The 24,252-nt window shown below is 69.4% G+C and carries 21 protein-coding genes; 14 read left to right on the plus strand and 7 right to left on the minus strand.

Annotation, left to right across the window (positions count from 1 at the left end; translation table 11 throughout):
* The first annotated feature begins 41 nt into the window (after nucleotides 1-41).
* Entirely contained in the window at nucleotides 42-893 is an 852-nt protein-coding gene (locus H4W30_RS12650) for a DegV family protein (protein WP_192743024.1), read from the plus strand.
* Here H4W30_RS12650 and H4W30_RS12655 read toward each other — a convergent pair.
* Nucleotides 874-1,296: a hypothetical protein gene (locus H4W30_RS12655; protein WP_192743025.1), complete on the minus strand. Its 423-nt coding sequence runs from the start codon at nucleotides 1,294-1,296 to the stop codon at nucleotides 874-876. The two genes, H4W30_RS12650 and H4W30_RS12655, sit on opposite strands and share 20 nt — an antisense overlap.
* 70 nt (nucleotides 1,297-1,366) lie before the next feature.
* Between H4W30_RS12655 and H4W30_RS12660 the strand changes: the two genes are divergently transcribed.
* From H4W30_RS12660 to H4W30_RS12680, 5 genes are all read left to right on the plus strand, one after another.
* Entirely contained in the window at nucleotides 1,367-2,140 is a 774-nt protein-coding gene (locus tag H4W30_RS12660; protein WP_192743026.1) for a class I SAM-dependent methyltransferase, read from the plus strand.
* Entirely contained in the window at nucleotides 2,137-3,648 is a 1,512-nt protein-coding gene (locus H4W30_RS12665; protein ID WP_192743027.1) for a 1,4-alpha-glucan branching protein domain-containing protein, read from the plus strand. Before H4W30_RS12660 ends, H4W30_RS12665 begins: the two co-directional genes overlap by 4 nt.
* A 13-nt stretch (nucleotides 3,649-3,661) precedes the next feature.
* Nucleotides 3,662-4,147 (plus strand): glutathione peroxidase, encoded by a 486-nt coding sequence (locus H4W30_RS12670; RefSeq protein WP_192743028.1) that lies wholly within the window; start codon nucleotides 3,662-3,664, stop codon nucleotides 4,145-4,147.
* Between the two features lie 271 nt (nucleotides 4,148-4,418).
* The gene (locus H4W30_RS12675; protein WP_192743029.1) at nucleotides 4,419-5,480 is read left to right on the plus strand and encodes a chymotrypsin family serine protease; all 1,062 of its coding nucleotides are present in this window, start codon (nucleotides 4,419-4,421) and stop codon (nucleotides 5,478-5,480) included.
* Nucleotides 5,480-5,707, plus strand: coding sequence for a hypothetical protein (locus H4W30_RS12680; protein ID WP_192743030.1), 228 nt, complete (start codon nucleotides 5,480-5,482; stop codon nucleotides 5,705-5,707). The genes H4W30_RS12675 and H4W30_RS12680 overlap by 1 nt, the downstream gene beginning before the upstream one ends.
* On the opposite strand, the gene H4W30_RS12685 is transcribed toward H4W30_RS12680, so the two are convergent.
* On the minus strand, nucleotides 5,695-7,461 hold the full coding sequence (locus tag H4W30_RS12685; protein ID WP_192743031.1) for a glycoside hydrolase family 2 protein: 1,767 nt from the start codon (nucleotides 7,459-7,461) through the stop codon (nucleotides 5,695-5,697). The genes H4W30_RS12680 and H4W30_RS12685 overlap by 13 nt on opposite strands.
* A gap of 108 nt (nucleotides 7,462-7,569) precedes the next feature.
* On the opposite strand from H4W30_RS12685, the gene H4W30_RS12690 reads away from it, so the two are divergent.
* Nucleotides 7,570-8,823: a glycosyltransferase family 4 protein gene (locus H4W30_RS12690; protein WP_192743032.1), complete on the plus strand. Its 1,254-nt coding sequence runs from the start codon at nucleotides 7,570-7,572 to the stop codon at nucleotides 8,821-8,823.
* Nucleotides 8,824-9,133: 310 nt separating this feature from the next.
* Here H4W30_RS12690 and H4W30_RS44200 read toward each other — a convergent pair whose 3' ends face one another.
* From H4W30_RS44200 to aceA, 3 genes are all read right to left on the minus strand, one after another.
* A complete protein-coding gene (locus H4W30_RS44200; protein ID WP_255431986.1) occupies nucleotides 9,134-9,265 on the minus strand; it encodes a hypothetical protein in 132 nt (43 codons plus the stop codon).
* Between the two features lie 485 nt (nucleotides 9,266-9,750).
* Nucleotides 9,751-11,355 (minus strand): malate synthase A, encoded by a 1,605-nt coding sequence (aceB, locus tag H4W30_RS12695; RefSeq protein ID WP_192743033.1) that lies wholly within the window; start codon nucleotides 11,353-11,355, stop codon nucleotides 9,751-9,753.
* Nucleotides 11,356-11,453: 98 nt separating this feature from the next.
* The gene (gene aceA / locus H4W30_RS12700) at nucleotides 11,454-12,740 is read right to left on the minus strand and encodes an isocitrate lyase (RefSeq protein WP_016336576.1); all 1,287 of its coding nucleotides are present in this window, start codon (nucleotides 12,738-12,740) and stop codon (nucleotides 11,454-11,456) included.
* A gap of 228 nt (nucleotides 12,741-12,968) precedes the next feature.
* On the opposite strand from aceA, the gene H4W30_RS12705 reads away from it, so the two are divergent.
* Together H4W30_RS12705 and H4W30_RS12710 are read left to right on the plus strand one after the other, a co-directional pair.
* Nucleotides 12,969-14,396, plus strand: coding sequence for a short-chain fatty acyl-CoA regulator family protein (locus H4W30_RS12705; RefSeq protein ID WP_192743034.1), 1,428 nt, complete (start codon nucleotides 12,969-12,971; stop codon nucleotides 14,394-14,396).
* A 78-nt stretch (nucleotides 14,397-14,474) separates the two neighbouring features.
* Complete coding sequence (locus H4W30_RS12710) at nucleotides 14,475-15,299, plus strand: NAD(P)H-binding protein (RefSeq protein ID WP_192743035.1); 825 nt, start codon at nucleotides 14,475-14,477, stop codon at nucleotides 15,297-15,299.
* Here H4W30_RS12710 and H4W30_RS12715 read toward each other — a convergent pair.
* Entirely contained in the window at nucleotides 15,296-16,492 is a 1,197-nt protein-coding gene (locus tag H4W30_RS12715) for a serpin family protein (RefSeq protein WP_192743036.1), read from the minus strand. The genes H4W30_RS12710 and H4W30_RS12715 overlap by 4 nt on opposite strands.
* 101 nt (nucleotides 16,493-16,593) lie before the next feature.
* Here H4W30_RS12715 and ilvA point away from each other — a divergent pair, with 101 nt between their 5' ends.
* Both ilvA and H4W30_RS12725 read left to right on the plus strand, forming a co-directional pair.
* The gene (gene ilvA / locus H4W30_RS12720) at nucleotides 16,594-17,850 is read left to right on the plus strand and encodes a threonine ammonia-lyase IlvA (protein WP_192743037.1); all 1,257 of its coding nucleotides are present in this window, start codon (nucleotides 16,594-16,596) and stop codon (nucleotides 17,848-17,850) included.
* Nucleotides 17,851-17,906: 56 nt separating this feature from the next.
* Nucleotides 17,907-18,473 carry an NADAR family protein gene (locus H4W30_RS12725; protein ID WP_192743038.1) on the plus strand — a complete coding sequence of 189 codons (567 nt, stop codon included), beginning with the start codon at nucleotides 17,907-17,909 and terminating at the stop codon, nucleotides 18,471-18,473.
* A gap of 205 nt (nucleotides 18,474-18,678) precedes the next feature.
* Here H4W30_RS12725 and H4W30_RS12730 read toward each other — a convergent pair whose 3' ends face one another.
* Nucleotides 18,679-19,437, minus strand: a complete 759-nt coding sequence (locus tag H4W30_RS12730) for an acyltransferase (protein ID WP_007031648.1) — start codon at nucleotides 19,435-19,437, stop codon at nucleotides 18,679-18,681.
* 53 nt (nucleotides 19,438-19,490) lie between these two features.
* Between H4W30_RS12730 and H4W30_RS12735 the strand changes: the two genes are divergently transcribed.
* The 3 genes from H4W30_RS12735 to H4W30_RS12745 all read left to right on the plus strand — a co-directional run bounded on the left by H4W30_RS12735 (nucleotide 19,491) and on the right by H4W30_RS12745 (nucleotide 24,244).
* A complete protein-coding gene (locus tag H4W30_RS12735; RefSeq protein ID WP_192743039.1) occupies nucleotides 19,491-20,450 on the plus strand; it encodes a nucleoside hydrolase in 960 nt (319 codons plus the stop codon).
* Complete coding sequence (locus tag H4W30_RS12740) at nucleotides 20,450-21,577, plus strand: C40 family peptidase (RefSeq protein ID WP_192743040.1); 1,128 nt, start codon at nucleotides 20,450-20,452, stop codon at nucleotides 21,575-21,577. Before H4W30_RS12735 ends, H4W30_RS12740 begins: the two co-directional genes overlap by 1 nt.
* Nucleotides 21,578-21,652: 75 nt before the next feature.
* Nucleotides 21,653-24,244: a hypothetical protein gene (locus tag H4W30_RS12745; RefSeq protein WP_192743041.1), complete on the plus strand. Its 2,592-nt coding sequence runs from the start codon at nucleotides 21,653-21,655 to the stop codon at nucleotides 24,242-24,244.
* The last annotated feature ends 8 nt before the right edge of the window (nucleotides 24,245-24,252 follow it).

Below are 24,252 nucleotides of genomic sequence, written 5' to 3' on the forward strand. Positions count from 1 at the left end.
GGGGTACTCGCGCCGAGGGCGAGGCGATAGCCTGCCCGACCATGCGTTCCATGCCCGGCCCCGTCGCCGTGATCACGGACTCGACCGCCTGCCTTCCCGCCCCGGTCGCCGAACGCTGGGGAATCGGCGTCGTTCAGGTCCAACTGCAGGTCGGGGAGCAATTCGACGAAGAGAACCGCTACGACCGCGAGGAGATCATCGGCCATCTGCGCGCCGGGACCCCGGTGAAGACGGCGCCGCCCGAGGTCGCCGCGTTCTTCTGGGCGTTCCAGGACGCCGCGAGCAAGGGCGCCTCGGCGATCGTCAGCGTCCACATCTCGGGCCGGATGTCGGAGACGGTGAACGCCGCCCGCGAGGCCGCCCAGCAGGTGAGCGTCCCCGTCCACGTCCTCGACAGCGGGACCACCGGGATGAGCCTCGGGTTCGCGGCGACCTCGGCGGCCAAGGTCGCCGCGGCCGGCGGGCAGGCCACCCGGGTGATCGACGCGGCCGAACGCCGGTTCCGTGGCAGCCGGGAGATCCTCTACGTCGACACGCTGGAGTTCCTGCGCCGCGGCGGCCGGATCGGTGCCGCGCAGGCCTTCCTCGGCTCGGCGTTCTCGATCAAACCCCTGCTGACGGTGAAGAACGGCGAGGTCGCCCCGCTGACCCGGGTCCCGGGCCAGCGGCGGGCGCTCAACAAACTCGTCGACCTCGCGGTGGACTGCGCGGGCGATCAGGACGTGGAGGTCGCCATCACCCGGTTCGGCCCGGACGAACGCGATCTCGAGATCGGCGGGCGGTTGCGGGCACGGCTGCCGCATATGGTCGACAGCACGCTGGTGGACGCCAGCATGATCCTCGGCGCCCACCTCGGCCCCGGCGCCATCGGCATCACGGTGTCGCCGGTGTAGCGCGCTTCGAGGGGATCAGCGCGAGCACGATCGGGAGCACCGCGCCCAGCGCCGTCGTCACGATGATCAGCACCTGGTCCACCGGCTCGAAATGCGAGACGTGCCCCAGGTGGTAGAGGAAGTGCGGGAGCCCGAAGCAGAAGGTGGCGAGCGCGGCGAGCCTGGCCACGGCGGTCGTCCCGATCACGGCGGCGCCGATCAGGATCGCGGATAGCGCCAGGTTGAGGCCGCCGAAGTCCTGGATCAGGTGTTCGTTGAAGGGGCCGTCCATCGCCACCCAGCCGGTGCGGAACCCCGGGAAGTCCCGGTAGAAGCCCTCCGGGCTGATCAGCGGCCACAGCCCGACGGGCAGTTCGATGAGACCGAAGACGACGAGCAGTACGCGGGTGAATGTCCGTTGCATACCTCCTGGACTGCGTGGCGCCGCGAAACGTGACACGCGGGCCGAAGTGACCGGCCGGTAGGGTCGCGGCGTGACCACCCCAGCCACCAGGGCCGAAGCGCTGCACCTCACCGGTGAACGCACCGTGCCGGGTATCGCCGAGGAGAACTACTGGTTCCGGCGCCACGAGGCCGCGTATCAACAGCTCCTGCCCCTGTGCGAAGGCAAGACCGTCCTGGAGGCGGGCTGCGGCGAGGGCTACGGCGCCGGGCTCATCGCCACGGTCGCCGAGCGGGTCCTCGCGCTCGACTACGACGTCCCCACCACCGAGCACGTCGCCCGCCGCTACCACGGCATCGGCGTGGCCAGGGCGAACCTGGTGTTCCTGCCGCTGCGGGACGCCTCGGTCGACGTCGTCGCCAACTTCCAGGTGATCGAGCACCTCTGGGACCAGGGCGCCTTCCTCGCCGAATGCCGCCGCGTGCTCTCCCCCGGCGGGCGGCTGATCGTCACCACCCCCAACCGGCTGACCTTCACCCCGGACAGCGACACCCCGCTCAACCCGTTCCACACCAGGGAACTCGCACCGTCCGAATTGGACGAACTGCTGCGTGACGCCGGTTTCGAGGTCGAGACGCTGCACGGTCTCCACCACGGCGAGGGCGTCGCGAAGCTCGACGCCAAGTACGGCGGCTCGATCATCGACGCGCAGCTCGACGTCGTCATGGGGCAGCTGCCCGGGCAGGCGACCTGGCCGGCGGAGTTGCTCGCCGACGTCGAAGCCATCCAGGCCGCGGATTTCGCCATCCACGGTGAAAACCTCGACGCCAGCCTCGACCTCGTGGCCGTGGCGGTGCGCGGATGAGCGAGTACGAAGGCACGTTCTGCCTCGTCGTGCACAGCCACCTGCCGTGGCTGCCGCACCACGGGTCCTGGCCGGTCGGCGAAGAATGGCTGTACCAGGCGTGGGCGCACTCCTATCTGCCGATGGTCGACCTTCTGCGCCGCTTCGCCGACGAAGGTCGCGAGGACGTCCTCACCCTCGGGATGACGCCGATCCTCGCCGCCCAGCTCGACGACCCGTACTGCATCGACGCCTTTCACGACTGGCTCGGGCATTGGCAGCTGCGCTCGTGGCACGCGTCCACGCTGTGGCGCGGCGACCCGCTGCTGCGCGAGCTCGCGGCGAGCGAATACCGGACGGCGCTCAGGGCATCGGAAGAACTCGAAACCCACTGGCGGCACGGTTTCTCGCCGATCCTCCGGTCCTTTGTGGACAACGGGACGATCGAACTGCTCGGCGGCCCCCTGGCGCATCCGTTCCAGCCGCTGCTCGATCCGGCGGTCCGCGACTTCATGCTGCGCGGCGGGCTGACCGACACCGCGCTGCGGATCGGGCGCCGTCCCGAAGGCATTTGGGCACCTGAATGCGGCTACGCGCCCGGAATGGAGGCCGGATACGCCGCCGCGGGCGTCCAGCGGTTCATGGTCGACGGGCCGTCCCTGCACGGTGACACGTCGGCGGCACGGACCGTCGGCGATTCCGACGTCGTCTGCTTCGGCCGCGACCTCGAAGTCACGTACCGCGTCTGGTCGCCGAAGGCCGGCTACCCCGGCCACGCCGCGTACCGCGACTTCCACACCTGGGCGCACGAAGTCGGCCTCAAACCGTCGCGGGTGACCGGCAAGACCGTCGAGCCGCCGGACAAGGCGCCGTACGACCCGGCGATGGCGACGGCCACCCTCGGCGGCCACGTCCAGGACTTCGTCGACACCGTCGTCGCCCGGCTGCGCTCGCTCAAGGCCGAGCACGGCCGCGAATCGCTCGTCGTCGCCGCGTACGACACGGAACTGTTCGGGCACTGGTGGCACGAGGGCCCGGCCTGGCTCGAAGGCGTCCTGCGCGCGCTGCCCGAGGCGGGTGTCCGCGTCACCACGCTCAAGGGCGCGCTCGAAGCGGGCCACCTCGGCGGGAAGGTCGATCTCCCGGCGTCGTCGTGGGGCTCGGGCAAGGACTGGCGGGTCTGGGACGGTGAGCAGGTCGCCGACATGGTGCGGGACAACACCGCGCTGCAGCACCGGATGCTGGACCTGGTCACCGGGATGGACACGACGACCCGCGACGCCGTCCGCGACCAGGCCGTCGCCGAGGCGATGCTGGCGCTGTCGAGCGACTGGGCGTTCATGGTCACCAAGGATTCCGCCGCCGACTACGCGCGGCGGCGGGCGAAGGTGCACACCGAACGGTTCGACACGCTCGCCGGGCTGCTCCGCGACGGTGCGCTCGACCGCGCAAAGGAGACCGCGGCCGCGTTCCGGCGCGACGACGGACCGTTCGGCCACGTCGACGCGCGTGATCTGCTGAGGAAATGACGAAAGGGAGAGCATGGGGATCCACGACATTCCGCTGAAGACGCTCGCGGGCGAGGACACGACGCTCGGCGCGCTCGAGGGCAAGACGCTGCTGGTGGTGAACGTGGCGTCGAAATGCGGGCTGACGCCGCAGTACACCGGGCTGGAGAAACTCCAGGAACGCTACGCGGACAAGGGTTTCTCCGTCGTCGGATTCCCGTGCAACCAGTTCGCGGGCCAGGAGCCGGGCACCGCCGAGGAGATCCAGACCTTCTGCTCGACGACGTACGGTGTTTCGTTCCCGCTGTTCGAAAAGCTGGACGTGAACGGCGAAACCCGGCACCCGCTCTACGCCGAGCTGACCAAGGCGGCCGACGCGGAGGGCGCCGCCGGCGACGTGCAGTGGAATTTCGAGAAGTTCCTCGTCGCCCCGTCCGGTGAAGTGGTGGGACGATTCCGCCCGCGCACCGAACCCGAGGACGAGACGATCACCAAGGCGATCGACGCCACGATCGGCTGATCCCCGCTTCCCGCGAAACAGGCCGGCTCCGCGGAGCCGGCCTGTTTCCTTTTCCGGCTATCCGGTGACCAAAGTCCCCGAATATCCCCACCACTCGCGCGATGGCTGGTTGCTCGATCACAAACCCTTGCCGCACAAGGGAAATACTGACATTCCTCGGTGAAGCGCCGTACCCGATTGCACTATGGCGCCGCCCCGCGGACAGGGGAACACTCTTTCGTCGGGACTCCCGCACTTCGTCAACGCCGACAACCAGAAAAGTGTGGCCGAAATGATCGAGAACAATATGATCCCGGACGATTTCCTCTCCCTCGCGAGCGTGCAGGCGGCCGAAGAGGACGCGTTGCTGAACCGGCAGAACGTGGTCGGTGTCGCGCTCGGTACCAAATGGTCCGGGGGCAGGGACACCGGTGAGAAGGCGATCACCGTGCTGGTCGACACGAAGATGCCGCACGAGATGCTGCGCGACGACGACCTCGTCCCGGCGACGCTGGCGGGTGTGCCCACCGACGTCCAGGAGGTCGGCGTGCTGCAGGCGGGCCGCAGTATCGCGCCATCGAAGGCGAACGGCTCCTCCACCGTGCTCGACGACGTCCCGGCGCCGGCCCTGAGCCGCCCCGACGAACTCGCCCGCGAGCAGGTCGGCCCGTTCACCCTCGCCAAACGGTTCCGCCCGGCGTTCGGCGGGCTGAGCGTCGGCCACTTCAAGATCACCGCCGGCACCTACGGCACCGCGGTCTACGACGCGACGGCGCTGCCCGGCAAACCGCCGAGGTACTACATCCTGAGCAACAACCACGTGCTGGCGAACTCCAACGCCGCCGCCATCGGCGACCCGATCCTGCAGCCCGGCCCGTTCGACGGCGGCGTCGTCCCCACCGACGTCATCGCCAGGCTGAGCCGGTTCGTGCCGATCAAGTTCATCCAGGCGGGGCAGCCGGTGCCGTTGAACTTCGTCGACGCCGCGATCGCCGAAGGCCAGTTCCACGACCTCGACCGGCGGATCTTCTGGGTCGGCGAACTCAAGGGCACCAACGTGGCGCCCGCGGTCGGCACGCTCGTGCAGAAGACCGGCCGGACCACGAACTGGACGACCGGGCGGATCACGAACATCAACGCCACCGTCGACGTGAACTACGGCGGCGGCCGGGTGGCCCGGTTCGCGCAGCAGCTGCTGACCACCGACATGTCGGCCGGTGGCGACTCGGGCAGCCTCGTGGCCGACCTGAGCGAGAACGCCGTCGGGCTGCTGTTCGCCGGTTCGCCGGTGGTCACCGTGATCAACCGGATCTCGCTGGTCGAAGCGTCGCTCGGGATCCGGGTGCATCCGTAGTGGCCGAAAATGTGTCGGATATCGATGCCGCCCTCGTGGCGGCGTCCCGGTGGCTCGACGACGTTCCCGGAGTGGTCGGCGTCGGGCAGGGCGAGGCCGAGGGGGCGCCCGCGATCGACGTGTGGATGAACCCCGGTCACGACCCCGGGCAGCTGCCTTCTCAGCTGCTCGGGGTGCCCGTCCGGATCCGCGATGCGGGCGGTCCGGTGGAGGCTCAGCCGGACTGACCGGCCTCGATGACCGCGCGATTGCGGGCCGCGACGGTCGCCGCGTCCGCCTTCACCACCCGCCGGTCGTAGGTGAGCAGGCCGTTGACCTCGTTCTCGACGTCGGTGGTCTGGGTGTAGATCGCGCCGGAGAGGCCGGTTCCGGCGATGACCCGTTCGAGTTGTTCGCTGACCTCGGCATAGCGCTTCGTCAGCTGTGCCGAGGTCGGCGTCATCTCGTAGGCCTGCGGCTCTCCCGGCCAGCGGTGCTCGTCGACGACAAGGCCGAGGCCGCCGTACTCGCCGTCGACGATCACCCTGCCGTCCTTCACCGCGGGCCTTCCCGGACCGACGTAGGTGTGGTCGTCGTAAACGTCGCCCGCGCCGGTGTCCGGCCGCGAGAAGCAGCAGTTCACCCCGCTGTTCGCGACGACGAGCCTGGTCGGGTCGAGGTCCTTCACCAGCTTCGCGATCCGCGCGGTGTCGAATTCGCCCCAGCCCTCGTTGAACGGCACCCAGCCGACGATCGAGGTCACCCCGCGCAACTGCTCGATCATCTCGGTCAGTTCGGCTTCGAACCGCGCCTGGGCCTCCGGGACCGGGTCCGGCGCGGTGCCGGGCGGACCGTCGAAGGAGACGGTGAGCGACGGCATGTCCTGCCAGACGAGCAGGCCCAGCCGATCCGCCCAGTGATACCACCGCTCCGGCTCGACCTTGACGTGTTTGCGGACGAAGTTGAAACCGAGCTCCTTGGTCTTCTCCAGGTCGAACCGCAACGCCTCGTCGGTGGGGGCGGTGTGGATCCCGTCCGGCCAGTAACCCTGGTCGAGCGGGCCGTGGAGGAAGGTGATCCGGCCGTTGAGCGCGATCCGCGGCCTGCCCTGCGTGTCGGCGACCGTCCCGATCGTGCGGAGCCCGGTGTAGGACTCGACGACGTCGATCGGGTTGCCGCTTTCGTCGAGCAAGCGGACCTGGAGGTCGTAGAGATACGGATCGTCGGGTGTCCAGAGGCGCGGCGAAGGGACCTCCGCGCGCAACTGCTGTCCTGCCTCTCCCTCGACGCGTGCCACTTCCGGGCCGTCGGGCTCGCTCACGATCAGCTCCACCCGGGCGCCGCCTGTGACCTTCGGCACAACCGTCACACCTTCGAGATCCGGCGTCGCCTGGAGATCCCGGACGTACGCGGACGGCACGGGCTCCAGCCAGACGGTCTGCCAGATACCCGACGCGGCGGTGTAGAAGATCCCTTCCGGGGCGTTCCGCTGCTTGCCGACGGGATGCGTCGAGGCGTCGGTGCGGTCCGTCGCGCGGACGGTCAGTTCCTGCGATCCCGACGGGCGCAGCACGTCGGTGATGTCCGCGCTGAAGGCCGTGTATCCGCCTTCGTGGACGGCCACCTTCTGGTTGTTGACCCAGACCTCGGCGGACTGGTCGACGGCGCCGAAGTGGAGCAGCACGCGCTGACCGTCCCAGCCGGACGGGACCTCGAAAACCCTGCGATACCAGAGGGTTTCGTCCCGCCGTCCGATACCGGAGAGCGCCGACTCCGGCGGGAACGGCACCAGGATCCGCTCGCCGTACCCGTCCCGGCCGGGTGCGCCGCTGCCCGCGTACTCCCAGACGCCGTTGAGGTTCAGCCAGCGTTCGCGGACCAGCCGCGGACGCGGGTACTCCGGCAGCGCGTCGCCGGGCCCGACCTGCGCGGACCACGGCGTCGCGAGCACCGGTTCGACGGACTTGAAGGCCGGTCCGGCCGCGTTCACCGAAGACGTCATCGACCCGATGGTGGCAAAGATCGTCGCTCCTGTCGCGCTCGCTCGGGTTCACCGGGAGGGGTGATCGCCCCGTCCCGGTGACGACCGACTCACGAGTAACCTCCACCCATGCGCGTGCTGATGTTGTCGTGGGAGTACCCACCCGTGGTCGTCGGCGGACTCGCACGGCACGTCCACGCCCTGGCCAGGCATCTCGCCCGGCAGGGGCACGACGTGGTCGTCCTGTGCCGTCACACGGCGGGCACCGACGCCGAGACCCATCCGAGGACCGATCGCGTGGTCGAGGGCGTCCGGATCATCCGGGTCGCCGAGGATCCGATGCACGTGACCTTCGAACGGGACCTCGTCGCGTGGACACTGGCCATGGGGCACGCGATGGTCCGCGCCGCCACCGACCTGCTGCGCACCTGGCAGCCGGACGTGGTCCACGCGCACGACTGGCTGGTCACCCATCCCGCGATCGCGATCGCGGAGGCCGCGCGGGTGCCGCTGGTCGGCACGATCCACGCCACCGAGGCCGGGCGGCACTCCGGCTGGCTCTCGCATCCGCTGAACCAGCAGGTGCACTCCGTCGAGTGGTGGCTCGCGAACCGTTCGGACGCGCTGATCACCTGTTCGCAGGCCATGCGCCGCGAGGTCGCGCATCTCTTCGAGGTCGACGCCGACGCGGTCACCGTGATCCACAACGGCATCGAGGAACGCACCTGGCAGGTGCCCGCGGAGGAGGTCGCGCACGCGCGCGAGGTCTACAGCCCCTCCGGCGCGCCGCTGCTGCTGTACTTCGGACGGCTGGAATGGGAGAAGGGCGTGCAGGACCTGCTCGCCGCGCTCCCCCGGATCCGCCGCGCCAAACCGGGGACGCGGCTGGTCGTCGCCGGAAAGGGACGGCATCTGGAGGAACTGGTCGACCAGGCCCGCAAGCTGCGCGTACGCCGCGCGGTGGACTTCGTCGGGCACCTGTCCGACCGCGAACTGCGCGCCGTGCTGGCCGCGGCCGACGCCGTCGTGCTGCCCAGCCGGTACGAGCCGTTCGGCATCGTCGCGCTGGAGGCGGCCGCCGCTAAGGCGCCGCTGGTCGCTTCGACCGCGGGCGGGCTCGGCGAGGTCGTCGTCGACGGCGAGACCGGCCTGGCGTTCAGCCCCGGCGACGTCGAGGCGCTCGGGGACGCCGTCGAGGCGGTGCTGGACGACGAGGTCGCCGCCGCCCGCCGGGCGCTGACCGCGCAGTCGCGGCTGGCCGCGGACTTCGACTGGGGGCGGATCGCCGAGGCGACCGTCGCCGTTTACCGGCGGGCCCGCGTCGGGGAGCCGGTGGAACTGGGGCGGCCGAAGATCGCGACCGGGAACGCCTTCGAGCCCTGATCACCTGCCGCATTCAGAGGACTAAACGCGGTGAGTTCGGCGCTGGTGCGCGTGTTGCGAAAGCCACTTTCGCAACGTTGAAGGTTGCGAAAGTGGCTTTCGCAACGTCGGCGGGTGAGCAGCCGGCTGAGGCATGTCGCGAAAGCCACTTTCGCGACGTCTGATGTCCCGAAAGTGGCTTTCGCGACATGCGCGCCGCGGGAAGACGAGGGCGGAGGGGAATCCGGGACGTCGGGGGACCCGGATCCCCCTCCACGAGAGTCGCGGGTCGCGAGGGGCGCGACCCCCGGGCTGCTCTAGGTGGCGAAGATCAGAAGTGGCACGGCCGGACACAGTCCGGCTGCGCCGAGACCCCGGCCGAAGCGGACACCGCCGGGGCGGCGAGGGCGACGGCGAGGACGGCGAAGGTCGCGGCCAAGAGCGTTCTCAACTGCTTCTTCATGGTGGCTCCTCGGGGAAACGGGCGGAATCCCCACCCGGCGCAGAGCATCCGCGCGACCCGCCGCCGAAACAACGGGGGTATCACTACGTACCCCTACCTAATCGCGGTCCGTGACCGATTCGTCCGGTCCCGTGAGCGTGATCAGAGGCGTAACTCGCGTGTCTGGAGGCGTAACACGATGATCCGCCTCCAGACACGCGAGTTACGCCTTCAATCACGCGAGTTACGCCTTCAATCACGCGAGTTACGCCTTTAATCACGCGAGTTGCGGCATGAGAAAGCCGCGAAGGCCCCGTCCACGGTGGTGTGGTGAGGACGGGGCCTCCGCGACGGGCGCACGCCCGACAGGCGCTACCGGAGGGGCGCGCGCGTGAAGCGGGTCCGGTGGCGGGGAGCCGCCGCCACCGGACCCGTTGGGCCACACCGTCCCAAACCGGTGTGGAACCCGGCCGCCCCGCGTCAGGTAGAGGCGGCCGGAGCCTGGATCAGTGAGTGGTCAGGTATCGCGCGTACGCGCCGGTGGTGAGGAAGCTCGGCAGCTTCTCGCCCAGCGCGGTCTCGGTGAAGATCTCGTAGGCGTCGCCGAGCCGGTTGCCCTCACCCAGTTCGGCCCGCACCGAGGCCAGCTCTTCGTCCAAATAGGACACGGCCAGCTCGCGGGTGAGCGCGGTGCCGTCTTCGAGCTTCGTGCCGTTGCGGATCCACTGCCACACCTGGCAGCGGGCGATCTCGGCGGTGGCGGCGTCCTCCATCAGGTTGTGGATCGCCGCCGCGCCCGTGCCGCGCAGCCACGCGTCGATGTAGCGCAGCGCGACGTTGATGTTGGCGCGGACACCCGCTTCGGTGACCTCGCCGCCCGCGCTGGCGACGTCGAGCAGGTCCTCGGCGGTGACGACGACGTCCTCACGGAGCTTGCCGAGCTGGTTGGGCCAGCCGCCGAGCACCTCGTCGAACACCTCGCGGCAGACCGGGACGAGGCCGGGGTGCGCGACCCACGAGCCGTCGAAACCGTCGTTCGCCTCGCGTTCCTTGTCCTGGCGGACCTTCTCCAGCGCGGTCGCGTTGATCTCCGGGTCCTTGCTCGGGATGAACGCGGCCATCCCGCCGATGGCGTGCGCCCCGCGCTTGTGGCAGGTGCGCACCAGCAGTTCGGTGTAGGCGCGCATGAACGGGACGGTCATCGTCACCTGCGCGCGGTCCGGGAGCACGAAGTCCGCGCCGTGCGACGAGAAGTTCTTGATGACGCTGAAGATGTAGTCCCAGCGGCCGGCGTTCAGCCCGGAGACGTGCTCGCGCAGTTCGTAGAGGATCTCCTCCATCTCGAACGCGGCGGTGATCGTCTCGATCAGCACGGTGGCCCGGACGGTACCGCGCGGGATGCCGAGTTCCCGTTGCGCCAGCAGGAAGACGTCGTTCCACAGCCGCGCTTCGAGGTGGTTCTCGAGCTTCGGCAGGTAGAAGTACGGGCCGCTGCCGCGGGCCAGCAGCTGGCGCGCGTTGTGGAAGATGTAGAGGCCGAAGTCGACCAGGCTCGCCGACACCGGGCGGCCGTCGATGCGGATGTGCTTCTCCACCAGGTGCCAGCCGCGGGGGCGGGCGACGATCGTCGCGGGCTCGTCGCCGATCGTGTAGCGCTTGCCCGCCTCGGTGGTGAAGTCGATGTTGCGGCGGATCGCGTCGAACAGGTTGAGCTGGCCGTCGATGACGTTGTGCCAGGTCGGCGAGGTCGCGTCCTCGAAGTCGGCGAGCCAGACCTTCGCGCCGGAGTTGAGCGCGTTGACCGTCATCTTGCGGTCGGTCGGTCCGGTGATCTCGACGCGGCGGTCTTCGAGACCGGGCGCGGCCGGGGCGACCGACCAGCTGCTGTCGTCGCGGATGGAGCGCGTTTCGGGCAGGAAGCCCAGCGGCTCCTCACCGGACTGCAGCTTCTCGCGGCGCAGACGGCGCGCGTCGAGCAGCTCGCGGCGGCGGCCGGCGAACGCGTTGTCCAGTTTGGCCACGAAGTCCAGCGCGGCCGGGGTGAGGATCTCGTCGAACCGGTCACCGGCAGGTCCGCAGACGTCGATCCGGTAGTTCAGCTTCTCAACCATGGTGTGCCTCCGCTGGGCTTCGCGAGAGATAGAAGGGAAGGGAGGTGGCGGTCTCCCGGGGGTCGAAAGACCGCCACCTGTCACCTAATTGCGAGGGATCAGAACTGCTCGGCCTCGGTGGAACCGGCGAGCGCGGTGGTCGAGCTCTCCGGGTTCAGCGCGGTCGCGACGTTGTCGAACCAGCCGGTGCCGACCTCGCGCTGGTGCTTCGTGGCGGTGTAACCGCGGTCCTCCGAAGCGAACTCGCGCTCCTGCAGGTCGACGTAGGCGGTCATGCCCTCGCGGGCGTAACCGTGCGCCAGGTCGAACATCGAGTAGTTCAGGGCGTGGAAGCCGGCCAGGGTGATGAACTGGAACTTGTAGCCCATGTGGCCGAGCTCGCGCTGGAACTTCGCGATCGTCGCGTCGTCCAGGTGCTTCTTCCAGTTGAACGACGGCGAGCAGTTGTAGGCCAGCATCTGGTCCGGGTACTTGGCCTTGATCGCCTCGGCGAACTGGCGGGCGACCTCGAGGTCCGGCTTGGAGGTCTCCATCCACAGCAGGTCGGCGTACTCGGCGTAGGCCAGACCGCGGTCGATGCAGGGGTCGATGCCGTTGGTGACGTTGTAGAAGCCCTCGGCGGTGCGCTCGCCGGTGACGTACTTGCGGTCACGCTCGTCGACGTCGCTGGTGATCAGCGTGGCGGCCTGCGCGTCGGTGCGGGCGACGATCAGCGACGGCACGTTCAGCACGTCCGCGGCGAGGCGCGCGGCGTTCAGCGTGCGCTCGTGCTGCTTGGTCGGGATCAGCACCTTGCCGCCGAGGTGACCACACTTCTTCTCGGACGCGAGCTGGTCCTCCCAGTGCACACCTGCGGCACCGGCGGCGATCATGCCCTTCATCAGCTCGAAAGCGTTGAGCGGGCCACCGAAACCGGCCTCCGCGTCGGCGACGATCGGGGCGTACCAGTCGATGTCGGTGTTGCCCTCGGCCCAGTTGATCTGGTCGGCGCGGCCCAGCGCGTTGTTGATGCGGCGGACGACGGCCGGCACCGAGTTGGCCGGGTAGAGGCTCTGGTCCGGGTAGGTCTGGCCGGAGAGGTTGGCGTCGGCGGCGACCTGCCAGCCCGACAGGTAGATGGCCTTGAGGCCGGCGCGCACCTGCTGCACGGCCTGGTTACCGGTCAGGGCGCCCAGCGAGTGGACGTAGTCCTCGGTGTGCAGGAGGTCCCACAGCTTCTCGGCGCCGCGGCGAGCGAGCGTGTGCTCCTCGACCACGCTGCCGCGCAGCTTGACCACGTCAGCCGCGGAGTACGAACGCTTCACGCCCGCCCAGCGGGGGTCGGTCTCCCACTGCTTGGCCAGTTCGGCGGCCGCCTGCTCCAGCTGCTGCGCGTGCTGAGTCATCGGATTCTCCCGGTGTTGCGAAGTTTGCGAGTGATCGCCTTTCCTGATCCGACCCTGACATGACAGGGGAAATCCGATCCAGGCCTCCAATTTGCCAATTTCTGCGAAGCTTCCGTAGCATCTTGCAAAGGTTGCGAATCGCAGGTTCGCAAGCCGGGGCAAAATCCACGGGCTTGACCGTTCACTGAATCGTTCAGGCCCGGAAACCTTGCGGACAGAGAGGCCTCAGTGGACAAAACCTTCGCCGGAGCGAAGCTGCGGCATCTGCGCGAAAGCCGGTCGATGAGCCAGGCGGATCTCGCTCGTGTGCTGGAGATCTCACCCAGTTACCTCAATCAGATCGAGCACAACTCGCGTCCGCTGACCGTCCCGGTGCTCCTTCGCATCACGCAGGCGTTCGGAGTGGACACCGAGTTCTTCGCGAACAACGACACCGCGCGGCTGGTCGCGGATGTGAAGGAAGCGCTGCTCGACGAGATCCTCGGCGTCGACGTCACGAACAGCGAGCTCAACGACCTCGCCACGAACCTGCCGACGATCGCCCAGGCCCTGGTCAAACTGCATCGCAGCTACCGCAACGCCGTCGAGAACACCGCTGCGCTGACCACGGAGAACGGCCTCGGCCTGCACGGCAGCGCCGCGACCGCCCTGCCGCACGAAGAGGTCCGCGACTTCTTCTACGAACGGGAGAACTACGTCGCCGAGCTGGACGAACGCGCCGAACGGATGGCGCACGACATCCCGCTGCAACGCGGTCAGGTGCTCGCGGCGCTGAAGGAGACGCTGATCCAGCGCTACGGCGTCGACGTCACGAGTGAGGGCATCGACGAGACCAACGGCGAACAGCACCGCTACGAACCGGGGCCGCGAGTGCTGCGGCTGGCGCCGAGCCTGCGCGTCGGGCAGCAGGCGTTCCGGATGGCTTCGCAGATCGCGCTGCTGGAATACGACGACCTGATCACCGAACTCGCCGACTCGTGGGCGTTCTCCGGGCCCGCCGCGCGTTCGCTGGCCCGCGTCGGGCTCGCGAACTACTTCGCGGGCGCGCTGATCCTTCCCTATGGACCGTTCCTGGCGAGCGCCGAACGCTTCCGCTACGACATCGAGCGGCTGTGCGACCACTTCGGCGTCGGTTTCGAGACGGTCTGCCACCGGCTCTCGACCTTGCAGCGCCCCAAGAACCGCGGCGTGCCGTTCTCGTTCGTGCGGGTCGACCGGGCGGGGAACATGTCGAAACGCCAGTCCGCGGCCGGTTTCCACTTCTCCCGCGTCGGCGGCGCGTGTCCTCTGTGGAACATCTACGAGGCGTTCGCCCAGCCCGGCAAGATCCTCACCCAGATCGCGACCCTGCCCGACGGCAAGAGCTACTTCTGGGTCGCGCGGACGGTGTCCCGCAACATCGGCGGCTACGGCAGCCCAGGGAAGACGTTCACCGTCGGCCTCGGCTGCGAACTGCGGCACGCGAAACGGCTCATCTACTCGACCGGGCTCGATCTCGACGACCGCGCCGCGGCCACCCCGATCGGCATGGGTTGCAAAGTCTGCGAACGACCGGCCTGTTCGCAGCGCGCGTTCCCGACGATCGGCAAGCAGCTGACCGTCGATGAGAACACCAGCACCTTCGTCCCGTACCCGGCGGTGCCCAAGTCGCCTTGAGCCGCCCTGATCTCCCTGGCAGGGTGACCGGCGACGGCCGCGGCCTGTGACGGCGGCCACCGCACTGGGGAGAAACGCATGATCTTGGTGACCGGGGCAGGCGGCAACGTCGGCTCGGAACTGACCGGAATCCTGGCGCGCGGCGGGCATCCCGTCCGCGCGCTGGTCCGCACGCCGCGGCCGTTGCCGGACGGCGTCGAAGGAGTGACAGGAGATCTGAACGAGCCGACGAGCCTGAAGCCCGCGCTGGAGGGTGTCCGGGCGGTCTTCCTGCTCGGCGGGTACGACGACATGCCGGGCGCGCTGGCGGTGATGCGGGACGCGGGCGTCGAGCAGGTCACGCTGCTGTCGTCCCGTTCGGTCGTCGGCGGGCACGCGGACAACGCCGTCGCGGGGATGCACATGGCGGCCGAGGCGGCGGTGCGCGCTTCGAAGCTCGCGTGGACCTTCCTGCGGCCGAGCGGGTTCATGTCGAATTCGCTGCAGTGGATCCCGCAGCTTCGCGCCGGGGACGTCGTCCGCGAGCCGTTCGCGAACGTCCCGGTGGCGACGATCGACCCGTACGACATCGCCGCCGTCGCCGCGGAGTCGCTGACCACGCCGGGACACGAAGGGCTCGCGTACGCCATCACCGGGCCGGGTTCGCTCCGGCCCGCCGACCGGCTCCGTGTCCTGAGTGAACTGCTCGGGCGAGAGCTACGGCTGGAGCCGCTTTCGGACGCCGAGGCCCGCGTGACGATGAGCGCGGAGATGCCGGAGAAGTACGTCGACGCCTTCTTCCGGTTCTTCGCCGAGGGCGAGTTCGACGACTCGGCGGTCACGGGTGCCGTCCAGGACCTCACCGGACGGGCGCCGCGGCCGTTCGCGACCTGGGCGCGGACGCATCTGGCCGCCTTCCGCTAGCCGGCCGCCGGGTCGCCGATCCGCCCGAGGAACAGCGGCGACCCGGTGGCCGTGTCGGTGATGACGAAGAAGAACGGGCGGTCGGCGGTCACGGTGCGCGGCAGCTCGGCGGACACGGAGCGGGCGTCGACCCCCGTGGCCGCCGCGGCCTCGGTGCCCTCCTCGTCGACCTGGACGAAGGTCTTGTGCTGCACCGAAGCGATCTCTAGCCGGGCTTCGTCGGTGATGCCGCTGAAGTCGGCGGCGGGACCGAACGCCGCCGGCATGCCCGCTTCCTTGAGCGGCCCCGTCAGGTCCAGCGCGGACCTGACGGTGAACCTGGGCATGGCCAGTTCCACGGTGGCAGGCCGGATCTCGCCGAGCAGCGCGGCGATCCCCTTGCCGCGCAAAGCGTCGATCGCGGCCGGGACGATCACGGTGAAGGCCAGCCGCCCGCCTCGATAGGGCAGCGTGACCGCCTGATACCCCGGTCCTTCGGCGTAACCCAGCTGGATCTCCGGGGCCGTGCGCATCATCGGGACGGTCACCGCCGACCCGTCGGACCGGGTGAACGGCGCGTCCACGGTGAGGTCGCGGGGGAATTCCCGCGCCCACGGCACTTTCAGGTACAGCGCGTTGGCGAGGACCAGCCGGGTGTCCTCGGTGATCGACTTCTCCGGGAACAGGTCTTCGATCCTCCCCTGGGTCTGGTCCGCCACCGTCCGGTTGATCCGCTCGCGGGCGCCGCCGGGGTCGGCGACGAAGTCCTCGTCGCTCGTCGCCGCGCCGAACCGATCACGCAACGCGCCCCGGTATCCGGGCTTGATCCCGAGGCCCCGCTGGATCCAGGCCGTGTTCGACACCTTCAGGTCCTCGTGGCCGGTGACCGGCGGGACGAGCGGCCCGTCTCCGGGAAGACGCAGCACCTTCCGGATCTGCGCGGCGGTGTCGCCCATCGCGCCCGCGCCGACCATCTGCAGCGCCGTGGAGACACTCGCCGGTGACAGCACCAGGTTCTTTTCGCTCGCCAATGCCGGCGCGGTGAGCAGGTCGAGCCCGAAGGCGTCGGCAGCGGTGACCGCCGCCGCCGTGCCGGAGTCCACCTGCTGGGTGACGGGCAGCGGCGCTGGTGGTTCTTCGCGGGCGGGTTCCGCTCCGCAGGCTGTGAGCAGCAAGACCAGGCCGAGCGCGAGGGACCGGGTGAACACCGTCATGTCCGGGAGACGGTGTCCGTGCCCGGTTCGGTTGCACCGTGCCCGGCGGAAAGCGGACGTCTCTCCGTCGTGGCCGGGGCCGGTAAGTACATTCAGCATTCGTGCAAGGGATCGAAACGGTGAGCGCCCGAACGGTCGAAGAGGCCGCCAAGCGATTGGCCGGGGTGGTGACCCGCACGCCGCTCGAACCGAACGAGCGGCTCTCGGCGCGGGTCGACGCCCGGGTCTGGCTCAAACGCGAAGACCTGCAGACCGTGCGCTCGTACAAGATCCGCGGCGCGTACAACTTCATCGTCCAGCTCGACGCGGAGCACCGGGAGCGCGGCGTCGTCTGCGCGAGCGCGGGCAATCACGCTCAGGGCGTCGCGTACGCGTGCCGCCGCCTCGGCGCGAACGGCCGCGTCTACGTTCCCGGCACGACTCCCCGGCAGAAACGCGAGCGGATCGCGACGCTGGGCGGCTCGCATATCGAAGTCATCGTCGTCGGGGAGACCTACGAAGACGCCTTCAGCGCCGCGAAACACGACGCGGAGACGACCGGCGCGACGCTGGTCCCCGCCTTCGACGCGCCGGAGACGGTCGCCGGTCAGGGCACGGTCGCGATGGAGGTCGTCGCGCAGCTCGGGTTCATCCCGGACGTCATGGTGGTGCCGGTCGGCGGTGGCGGGCTGCTCGCGGGGATCGCCGCGTGGGCCGCGGAACGGGCGCCGGAGATGCGGATCGTCGGCGTCGAACCGGCGGGCGCGACCTGCATGGCGGCCGCGCTGGCGGCCGGTGAGCCGGTGCGGCTCGAAAACGTCGACACCTTCGTCGACGGCGCGGCGGTCGCGCAGGCCGGATCGGTGACCTATCCGCTGGTCCGGGACGGCGGTGTCGAGCTCACCGACGTCGCCGAGGGCGCGATCTGCACGGAAATGCTCGCGATGTACCAGTCCGACGGCGTGATCGCCGAACCCGCGGGCGCGCTCGCGACCGCCGCGCTGGGCACGGCGGTGAAGATCGACCCCGGGCAGATCGTGGTGTGCGTCGTCTCCGGCGGCAACAACGACGTCAGCCGCTACGGCGAAGTGCTCGAACGGTCGCTGATCCACGAAGGACTGAAGCACTACTTCCTGGTGGGTTTCCCGCAGGAGCCCGGCGCGCTGCGGCGGTTCCTCGACGAGGTCCTCGGACCGGACGACGACATCACCCGGTTCGAGTACGTGAAACGCAACAGCCGCGAGACCGGCCCGGCGCTGATCGGCGTCGAACTCGCGCGGCCCGGTGACCTGGAAGGCCTGCTGCACCGGCTGGAGGCGAGCCCGCTGCAGGTGGAACGGGTGGAACCGGGGAGCCCGCTGTTCCACTTCCTGGTCTGAACCGCCGCGGTGGGCCACTGAGGGACTTGTCGGTGGCCTGTGGTCCACTGGTCGGCATGGTGAGCAAGGTCGACGGAGTCCGGAGTCTCGATGCGTTGCGCGAGCTGGTCCACAGCGGCGCGGAGCCCGAGTACCAGCTCTTCTACGGCCACACCCCGCTCAAGAGCGGCCGCATCAACGCGGCCTGCCTGAGCCAGTGGTGGCTGGCGCCGTTCGTCGCGGGCGGCGAACGGTACCCGACCGCCGAGCACTACATGATGGCGAGCAAGGCGGAGCTGTTCGGCGATCACGAGGCCGCGGCCAACATCCGTCAGGCGCCAGACCCCAAGACCGCCAAGATCCTCGGCCGCGAGGTCACCGGATTCGACGCCGAGGTCTGGGAGCGGCACCGCTTCGACATCGTCATCGACGGCAACCTCGAGAAGTTCCGCCAGCACGCCGAGGAGCGCGAGTTCCTGCTGAGCACGGGCGACAAGGTGATCGTCGAGGCGTCCAGGATGGACCTGGTCTGGGGCAGCGGCCTCGCCCGCGAGGACAAGAACGCCACGCGCCCCGACTACTGGCGCGGCCAGAACCTCCTGGGCTTCGCGCTCATGGAGGTCCGGGAGCAACTGCGCGGCTAGTGCACGCGTGTCGTCCATCCAGTCACGCGTGTCGTCCGTCTGATCACGCGAGTCGTCCATCCGGTCACGCCTGACGACCGTTGGGTGCCACCGCGTAGACCGGAGCCGCCGGACAGCCTCCCCGTGGTGAGCCGTGGCCGTGATCAGGCGGACGACACGCGTGATCGGATGGACGACACGCGTGATCAGACGGACATCACGCGAGTTACGAGTCGACGCCCAGGGTCTTCTGCAGTGCCTTGTTCGCCTTGCGCGCCATGTCCGCGACGGCCTCGCGGCGGGCGGCGTCGGCGGCGTAGTCGTCCTGCCGGTTCCGCACCACGCGCGCGGGCGAACCGACGGCGATCGAGTAGTCCGGGATCTCGCCCCGCACCACGGCGTGCGCGCCCAGGACGCAGCCGCGGCCGACCCGGGTGCCCTTGAGCACGGAGACCTTGGTGCCGATCCAGGTGTCCGGCCCGATCCGCACCGGCGACTTCACGATGCCCTGGTCCTTGATCGGGACGGTGATGTCGGTGGTGACGTGGTCGAAGTCGCAGATGTACACCCAGTCCGCGACGAGCGTGGCCGCGCCGAGTTCGATGTCGAGGTAGCCGTTGAGGACGTTCTGCCGGCCGAACACCGCCTTGTCGCCGATGCGCAGCGAACCCTCGTGGCAGCGGATCGCGTTGCCGTCGCCGATGTGCACCCAGCGGCCGATCTCCAGCCGTCCGTAGCCGGGGCGGCAGTGGATCTCGACGTCCTTGCCGAGGAACACCATCCCCCGCAGGATGATGTGCGGGTTCGCGATCCGGAACTTCAGCAGCCGCCAGTAGCGGACCAGGTACCAAGGCGTGTACGCGCGGTTTCGCAGCACCCAGCGCAGCGAGTCCTTGGTCAGGAACTTCGCCTGACGCGGATCACGACGGGCCTGGCCCCAAGCGCGGAGCCGCGACAGCGCGGGCGCACCCCACATGGACGTCATACCGGTGACCGTAACCTGTGTTCAGGCCGCCGACCGCAAAGGGGAGCACGCGCATGGGCACCAAGCTGATCATCGACACCGACCCGGGGGTCGACGACGCCTTCGCGCTGGCGCTGGCCGCGCAATCGGAGGACGTCGAACTCCTCGGCGTGACCACGGTGTTCGGCAACGTCCCGCTGAGCCACACCACCTCCAACGCCCGCCGCCTGCTGGAACTCTTCGGCCGCGACGACGTCCCCGTCGCGGCCGGCGCCGCGCGGCCGATGGTGTACGACAACGCCAAGCCCGCCGGGTACGTCCACGGCCAGGACGGCCTGTCCGGCCACGCCGGGACGCTGCCGGAGGCGAAGCGCCCGCTCGACGAACGCGGCGCCGTCCGCCTGCTGGTGGATCTGCTGGAGGCCGCCGACGAGCCGGTGACCATCGCCCCGATCGGCCCGCTGACGAATATCGCGCTGCTGCTGGCGGCCCATCCGGACGTCCGCGAGAAGATCGGGCGGATCGTCGTCATGGGCGGCGGGGTGACCAAGGGGAACTCCACCACCGCGGCCGAGTTCAACATCTGGAGCGACCCCGAGGCCGCGCGCCGGGTGCTGGTCGACGAGGACATCCCGACGGTGCTGGTCCCGCTGGACATCACGCACCAGTGTTCGGTCGACACGGACTGGCTCGGCAAACTCGCCGCGTCCGGCCCGCTCGGCGCGGCGCTCGAAGCTCTGACCCCCACGTACGTGAAGCACTACACGCCGATCCTCGGTATGCCGGGGATGGTCATGCACGACGCGGTCGCGGTGGCCGAAGCGATCCGGCCGGGCATCCTCGACGTCGAGGCGTACCCCGTGGACGTCGAATGCGGCTTCGGTCCCGCCCGCGGCGCGACACTGGTGGACCGGCGAAGGCTGCGAAGCACCGATCCGCAGGCCGTACCCGGCCGCACCATCGACGTCGCGTTGACCACCGACGTCGACGCCTTCCGCGACTTCGTCCTCGGCCGGATCACCGGGGGCCGGTGATGGAACAGGAGACCTCGCGCCGCCGCAGACTTCCGGTGATCGCCGCGGCCGTGGTCGTCGCGGCCGCGGCCCTGGTCGCCGCCATCACCTTCGCGCCGAAGGACGAGCCGAAGACGGAGGCCGCCGCCGTCCAGTCCTCGGCTCCGCCCGAGCCGCCGCCGTCGTCGTCCGCTCCGGCGGAGATGCCGAAGGAACAGCCGAAGGTCCCGCAGCAGATGGGGCAGGAGTTCGACGCCTGGGTGTCGAAGACCAGCGGCTGGCTCGACATCCCGCTGCGCGCGATGACCGGCTACGCGAAGACCACCGTCACGCTGAGCAAGGAAACGCCGGGGTGCCGGCTTTCCTGGGTGACGCTGGCCGCGCTCGGGAAGATCGCCTCCGATCACGGCCGCGCCGCCGGTTCGGGCCTGAACGCCGACGGCGTGCTGACCAAACCGCTCGGCGCGGTCGAGGTCCGCGACTTCTACAACAAGGTCGTCTCGTCCGCGAACGCCAGCGGCCCGCTGCAGCTGACGCCTTCGGTGTGGGACCGGTTCCAGGCCTCGGCCACCGGCGGGAAACCGGACCCGCAGAACATCGACGACGCCACGCTCACCGCCGGGCGGGCCCTGTGCGCGGGCGGCCGCGACCTCGGCCAGGGCCAGACGTGGTGGAACGCGGTGAGCACCCTGCAGCCCGCGCCGCTGCTGATGCACCGCACGCTCGCGACGGTGAACGTCTACGGCACGGTCGGCCAGAGCCCGCAGCCGCCGAACGCGGCGGCGCTGAGCGCGGTCAACTTCGCCATCGACAAGATCGGGCTGCCGTATGTCTGGGGCGGCAACGGCACCGGCGGCGGCGACCCCGGTTTCGACTGCTCCGGCCTGACGACGGCCGCGTACGCGAGCGCCGGCGTCAAGCTCATGCGCACCGCCCACACGCAGTACCACAGCGTGAACAAGGTGACCGATCCGCAGCTGGGCGACCTGATCTTCTACGGCGAGCCGAACACGAAGATCCACCACGTCGGGCTGTACATCGGGAACCAGCAGATGATCGACGCCCCGCAGACCGGGCAGGCGGTGCAGGTGCACACCTACCGGAAGCAGGGCGACGACTACGCCGGAGCGGGCCGCCCGACGGCTTAGACCGGCATAGGACGCCGGGCAACCGATCCTCCCTCGCGGGCGTGTACGCCGTGCATGCCACAAGGGAGGGCCAGCATGACCTTACGAAGATCACTGACGTTGCCCGCCGTCGCGCTCACCATCGCGCTCACGTTCGCCGATGGCGCGATGGCGGCGGAAACCACGGGTCAGCAGCGTTCGGAAGTGACGCTGTCCGCGACGTCCTGGGGTTACGTCGACTCGGCGACACCGAACACCGCCTACTTCAAGCCAGCCGGCAACCTGCCGATCGGCACCTGGGACACGACACCGCACCGGCAACGCTCATACGTCAATTTCGACCTGAGCTCGTTGCGGGGCGCGTCGTTCACGACGGTGCTGCTGTCGGCGGGCGAGACGCATTACGTCGGCTGCGACAGCCGCGCCACCGAGGTGTGGCGCACCTCCGCCTACAGCAAACAGTCGACCTGGCGGAACCGCCCGGTCGAGCGGACCCGGGTGGCGTCCCGGGGTGCCGACGGCACCTGTATCGACAACAACGCCACGTTCGACGTCACCGCCGCGGTGCGGGACGCGATCGAACACAAGGTCCGTCATCTCACGCTGGGCTTCCGCGTCGCCGAGGCCCACGAGGCGGACCCGTCGTTCTATCGGCTGATCAAGGCTCCCGCGACGCTGCGGGTGGTCGACAACGCGCCGCCCGCGACGCCGGCCGACCTCCGCACCAACGACGAACCCTGCGCCAAGGACGGCACCGGACCGCTGGTGAATCACCAGGCGAAGCTGAGCGCACGGCTGTCCGACCCGAACGGCGACACCACGTTCGGGCAGTTCACGTGGTGGCCGGTGGCGGACCAGTCACAACGGCGTACGACCGCCGCCTCCGAGGCGTACGTGGACACCTGGGGCCTCGCCGACGGTACGTATGCGTGGGAGGTGTACGCACAGGACAGCTGGGGCGCGAAGTCGTCCACGACGGCCCCGTGCCGGTTCACCGTCGACCGCACGGACCCGAACGCGCCCGCCGTCGCCTCCGCGACGTACCCGGCGGGCGCCGAGGGCGGCGGGGTCGGTGTGGCGGGCGAGTTCACCTTCTCCCCCAACGGTTCCACCGACGTCGTGCGCTACGACTACGACTTCGGCGGGGACATGCGGGAGATCGTCGCGGGCCCCGACGGCACGGCCACCATCAGCTTCACTCCCATCACCAACGGCTGGGACTCGGTGGTCGTACGGGCGTGGGACCGGGCGGGCAACCTCTCGCTCAGTACCTACCACTCTTTCATCGTCAAGGAGACGCGGCCGACGGTCACGTCCGACCGCTACCCGCCGCAGGGCGGCCCGGACGGCGGCATCGGCGTGCCGGGCGTGTTCCGGTTCGCACCGGCGATGCCGAACGTCGTGGCGTACGACTACCGGCTGAACGACGGCGCGCCCGCCACGGTCACGGCGGGCCAGGACGGCGTCGCCGAGGTGACGATCACCCCGGTCACCGGTGGTGATCACCTGCTGTTCGTGCGCAGCACCGACGCCTCGGGCGCGAAGTCGCCGGAACGGGAGTACCGATTCCTCGTCGACGCGTCACCGGTGGTGAACGGACCCGAAAACGTCGACCTCGGCGCCTCGGTCACGTACACGGCGAAACCGAGAATGCCGCACATCGTCGAGTACGACTACTGGTTCGCGAGTGCCGAGAGTACGAAGTGGACGGTCAAGGCGAACGCCGACGGAACCGCCGCGCTGCCGGCGGAATTCACCTCGGCCGAGCAGACCCTGCTGCGGGTCCAGGCCCGCGACGCGTCCGGCGGGCTGTCCCCGGTGACGGAGAAACGGTTGTGGCTCAACACGTGGCGACCGACGGTCGGTTATGAAGGCGACATCGGGACGGAAGGCAAGGCCGCCAGGTACACGTTCACCACGCCGATGCCGAACGCCGTGGAGTTCGAGTACTGGCTGGCGGCGGACCCGGCGACCAGGTGGACCGTGCCGGTCGGCGGCAACACCGCGACGGTGAGCTTCACCCCGCCGAGGATCGGCGACTACGAGATGCTGGTGCGCGCGAAGAACGCGGCGGGCGTGTGGTCTTCGACGGGTAATCTCACGTGGACGGTGACGAACGATCCGGCGGTGACCTCGAAGGAGTTCCAGTCGAACGCGCGGGTGTTCCCCGGCAGCTTCACCTTCGAAGCCCGCCAGCCGGGCGCGGTGGCGTTCGAATACTCGTTCAACTGGGGTCCGTTCCAGCGGACGGCCGCCGAGAACGGCCGCGCCGTGCTGCCGTGGTCTCCCCCGCTGCCACCGGAAGGCTCGGCCTATTACAACCTGCGGGTGCGTACGGTGACCGCCGAAAACGTCTCATCACAGGAGGAGACGTACTACTTCAACATCTTGAGCGCGCCGTACGTCTCGTCCAAGGAATACCCGGAAAGCACGTGGTCGGGCGGCGCCGGTGTACCGGGGACGTTCACCTTCACGCCGGGTATGCCGGGCATCGTCTCGTACACCTACTCCGTCCGGAACGATCGGGGCGCCGTGACGGAGGAGATCACCGTACCGGCGGACGGTTCGGGTGCGGGGACGATGACGTGGACCCCACCGGAGCGAGGCATCTACTCGGTCCACGTGCGGGGCAACACGGCCGACGGCACCAAGTCGGGTGGCATCGGCTACTCGGTGTACGTCAGGTGACCGCGTGA

This window comes from Amycolatopsis roodepoortensis (assembly GCF_014873915.1).
Classification (GTDB): domain Bacteria; phylum Actinomycetota; class Actinomycetes; order Mycobacteriales; family Pseudonocardiaceae; genus Amycolatopsis; species Amycolatopsis roodepoortensis.

Bases quoted from the DNA above. Each gene is read 5' to 3' on its own strand.
- H4W30_RS12650 (WP_192743024.1), top strand. From the start codon at position 42: ATGCGTTCCATGCCCGGCCCCGTCGCCGTGATCACGGACTCGACCGCC.
- H4W30_RS12655 (WP_192743025.1), bottom strand. From the start codon at position 1,296: ATGCAACGGACATTCACCCGCGTACTGCTCGTCGTCTTCGGTCTCATC.
- H4W30_RS12665 (WP_192743027.1), top strand. From the start codon at position 2,137: ATGAGCGAGTACGAAGGCACGTTCTGCCTCGTCGTGCACAGCCACCTG.
- H4W30_RS12670 (WP_192743028.1), top strand. From the start codon at position 3,662: ATGGGGATCCACGACATTCCGCTGAAGACGCTCGCGGGCGAGGACACG.
- H4W30_RS12675 (WP_192743029.1), top strand. From the start codon at position 4,419: ATGATCGAGAACAATATGATCCCGGACGATTTCCTCTCCCTCGCGAGC.
- H4W30_RS12685 (WP_192743031.1), bottom strand. From the start codon at position 7,461: ATGACGTCTTCGGTGAACGCGGCCGGACCGGCCTTCAAGTCCGTCGAA.
- H4W30_RS12690 (WP_192743032.1), top strand. From the start codon at position 7,570: ATGCGCGTGCTGATGTTGTCGTGGGAGTACCCACCCGTGGTCGTCGGC.
- H4W30_RS44200 (WP_255431986.1), bottom strand. From the start codon at position 9,265: ATGAAGAAGCAGTTGAGAACGCTCTTGGCCGCGACCTTCGCCGTCCTC.
- aceB (WP_192743033.1), bottom strand. From the start codon at position 11,355: ATGGTTGAGAAGCTGAACTACCGGATCGACGTCTGCGGACCTGCCGGT.
- aceA (WP_016336576.1), bottom strand. From the start codon at position 12,740: ATGACTCAGCACGCGCAGCAGCTGGAGCAGGCGGCCGCCGAACTGGCC.
- H4W30_RS12710 (WP_192743035.1), top strand. From the start codon at position 14,475: ATGATCTTGGTGACCGGGGCAGGCGGCAACGTCGGCTCGGAACTGACC.
- H4W30_RS12715 (WP_192743036.1), bottom strand. From the start codon at position 16,492: ATGACGGTGTTCACCCGGTCCCTCGCGCTCGGCCTGGTCTTGCTGCTC.
- H4W30_RS12725 (WP_192743038.1), top strand. From the start codon at position 17,907: ATGGTGAGCAAGGTCGACGGAGTCCGGAGTCTCGATGCGTTGCGCGAG.
- H4W30_RS12730 (WP_007031648.1), bottom strand. From the start codon at position 19,437: ATGACGTCCATGTGGGGTGCGCCCGCGCTGTCGCGGCTCCGCGCTTGG.
- H4W30_RS12735 (WP_192743039.1), top strand. From the start codon at position 19,491: ATGGGCACCAAGCTGATCATCGACACCGACCCGGGGGTCGACGACGCC.
- H4W30_RS12740 (WP_192743040.1), top strand. From the start codon at position 20,450: ATGGAACAGGAGACCTCGCGCCGCCGCAGACTTCCGGTGATCGCCGCG.
- H4W30_RS12745 (WP_192743041.1), top strand. From the start codon at position 21,653: ATGACCTTACGAAGATCACTGACGTTGCCCGCCGTCGCGCTCACCATC.